The sequence below is a fragment of the uncultured Oscillibacter sp. genome, assembly GCF_910587525.1.
GTDB lineage: Bacteria > Bacillota > Clostridia > Oscillospirales > Oscillospiraceae > Oscillibacter.
The window spans coordinates 1-2,900 of sequence record NZ_CAJULS010000208.1; the positions used below are offsets into that span (position 1 = coordinate 1).

Annotated in this window: 2 protein-coding genes and 2 pseudogenes; all 4 read right to left on the reverse strand. The window is 56.9% G+C overall.

Annotated elements, in window-relative coordinates; all coding sequences use genetic code 11:
- Positions 1 to 712: pseudogene (locus tag QZ326_RS12520) on the reverse strand (hypothetical protein); the annotation flags it as partial.
- Positions 713 to 893: 181 nt separating this feature from the next.
- Positions 894 to 1,556 (reverse strand): DUF6100 family protein, encoded by a 663-nt coding sequence (locus QZ326_RS12525; RefSeq protein WP_295745792.1) that lies wholly within the window; start codon positions 1,554 to 1,556, stop codon positions 894 to 896.
- Positions 1,557 to 1,571: 15 nt separating this feature from the next.
- A complete protein-coding gene (locus QZ326_RS12530; protein ID WP_295745794.1) occupies positions 1,572 to 2,093 on the reverse strand; it encodes a DUF5697 family protein in 522 nt (173 codons plus the stop codon).
- 216 nt (positions 2,094 to 2,309) lie between these two features.
- Positions 2,310 to 2,900: pseudogene (locus QZ326_RS12535) on the reverse strand (PrgI family protein); the annotation flags it as partial.

Sequence of the window (2,900 nt, forward strand, 5' to 3'; positions counted from 1 at the left end):
GAATCATCCGCTCCATATCCTGGCCGAACACGATGGCGCTCAACACAGCGTTCTGATACTGGCCTGGGAGCCGGCGTTGACAGAGTTCTGTCTGGAGCATGGCTTTGAGCCGCATTTCCGCTTTGTACTCCCACTTCATCGCAAAGGGGCCGGTATTGTAGATGGTGAAGATGGCGCCGTCCGTTAAAAGAAGGCCGGTTGAGCGGGAACCGCGTATCTTGACCGCCTGTGCCCCCAAGCCTTTTACTTCTCTGGAGCTGTAGTAAGCAGGCCGGCCAATGCACGGAGCGGCGGAGAGCGGCGTGGGGCTGAATACGGCTGGCTTTTCCCAAGGGAATACCAAGACGTTAGCATTGAGCATTGTCACCAAAACCTCGGCCATACGGTGGAGCCGCAGGCGGCGGGGGACTTCCGACTTCAACACATTTGTCTCGGTACTGCCGGAGAGATAGGGCAGGAACCGATCCGGCCACTTGTCCGCCAGCAGCTTTTTTGCGGCTGTGGTCAGCCGGAGCGCCCGCAGCCCATCACGATAGTAAGTCCGCAGGAGTTTTTCTCCTTTAAGCGATTTGAGGATTTTTTCCTGGTATGCGCCTGTACTGGGCAGGCGGTTTATCTGGGCCGTGGGGAACTCACCGGACAGAGCGGTGAGCGTCAGCAGCAAATTTGCCAGCGTGTCCTCGGGCGGTATCTGCTTACTGCCAGCAGCCATATTGACACCACCTCTTTTCACTGTTTTTTACCGTGGGTGCGTATAACTTCGGTATTTTTCATACCGGCTCAGGGAGGGAAAATCCCCTGCTGCACAAGGCTTTGCTGAAATTTACCGAGGGTCCCAAAACGGAAGCTCCAAAACAGCCCCAAATGGGACCCCTGTTTCGAGGGTACTTTTCCTACAAATCCGTGATGGATTGCAGCGCCGCCTGACGCTCCGCCAGCCACTCCGGGAAGTGCGCGCTGTCCATGATGGAGATGCGGGTGCAGTCCGTTTCGCCCAACTCCGTGGTGTTGTAGGCGTCGCACAGCAGGCCGCTGTCATCGGTCAGAATAAACGAGGCGGCCACGTCCAGGAACTGCTTCAGCTCCAGATTGTCGTAGTCACGCACCCGGCGTTTAGGCAGGTCCTGACAGTAGATGTGGGAGAAGCAGACCACACAATGCTGGAACCGGGGCATGGGGTGCTCTCTGGTGTACTGGCTCATGGCGGCGGTAAAGGGGTCAAGAAGATATTCCGTACTCTGCCGCTGCTTCCGTTTTGGGAGCAGACAGGGCAGCGTGATTTCCAGGACGTCACCCTTTTTCTCCACATTGATCCCCTGCATGACGGCGGCGGAGGTCAGGTACTCCTCCTTCTTGATGTTGGTGGTAGAGTAGATCAGGTGCCGCAGCCGGCAGGCGATATTCTCCGCCCTCAGCGCCGCGTCTGCGGACAGCACCTCGTAGTTATCGGGGTATCGCTGGATGTCGGTGGTGTTCATGGCGTAAAGTGCATTGGTCAGCCGGTTCAGGTCGGCTAAAATGGATGTAATTCGCTGGGATAGGATCGCTCGGTTCAAGGCTGTCCTCCTTCCTTATTCTCGCTGATAGTATTGAACTTCCCCCTCCGGGGAGACAGTGCAGTAGCCCCTGGCGTTGGGAATGTCCAGCTCCGGTATCTGCTCCGGCTTGTCCACCAGGATCAGATAGCTGGACGCCTCCTCCGCCGGCGCGGACAGGATGTGATTGATCAGGGTTTCTTTGCCGGACGCGGCGTGGATGACCTCGTACACTTCCCCATCCGCGAAAAAAATCAGCTTGGCGGGGAAATCGCCCACGGAATGGAACTCCACCCGGTCAATGAAGTCCGCCAGCACCCAAACAGAGGCCAGCAGCCCCTTGTCCACGTCCTCAGCGCACTCCGGGGCGGCGCAGTACAGGCCGTCGATGTGCCAGATGCGCCCCTGCTTGGTCAGATAGGACAGGAGATTGCGTACCTTGTCCCGTTTCCTGGGGTAGAGCCGGAGAAGCTGCTCCTCCGTCAGCGCCCGGTACATGGTAATATCCCGCAGGATGCTGGCCGCCTCCTGTCCATAGATTTGTTCTCTCGTTTTCATATTCTGCCTCCCATACGCATGATTGCCGTATTATTGGCGTATTCCGATGGTATTAAAGCGGCGTTTATACGCACAGCATAAACCTCTGTACGCATAAACGCCGTATTACCGCTGTATCAAAACCACTGTACGCATTACCGAAGTATCGTGGGCGTATCGAAATCAGAGGACGTATAAAGGCGTATTACTGCCGTATTATCGCCGCCTGAATACGCATCACCCCGCTTCCTGCCCCTCGGCCCGGTTCAGCAGCTCTTGAAGTTCCCGGCGGTCGGTGGTGATCAGCTCCTTCTCCATCTGGCTGCACTTGATTTCCACCGTCACATTGTTGTTATTGGTACTGATGAGGCCGCTGCCCCGCTCGAAGTGGGTGATCTCCATGACCTCCGCCTCGGAGAGATGGAGAATAGTTTGAACGCGCTGGGCCTCCTCGTCCTCCAGGTTGAGCAGGATCTTTGTCTTGGCATTGTTGATGATACCCTTGCCGTACTTGCCATCCTCCAGAGCAAAGAAGTCGTTGAGGTCCTGGGTGGCGCAGATGGCGGAGCCGCCATAGCCCCGGATGATCTTGAAAATCTCCAGCACAAACTCAGCGGCCAGACGGTTGCTGCTGGCCCCAATGAGCTGCCAACACTCGTCGATGAAGATGGCCTTCTCCACCGTCCGGTCCTCCTTGGCCTTGTCCCAGACGAAATCCAGCGCCACGAACATCCCCACCGTCAGCAGGTCGCCGGTCAGCTCGGAGATGTCCAGCACGATGTACTTGTTGTCCAGGGATACATTGGTCTGCTGGTTGAAGGTCTTGGC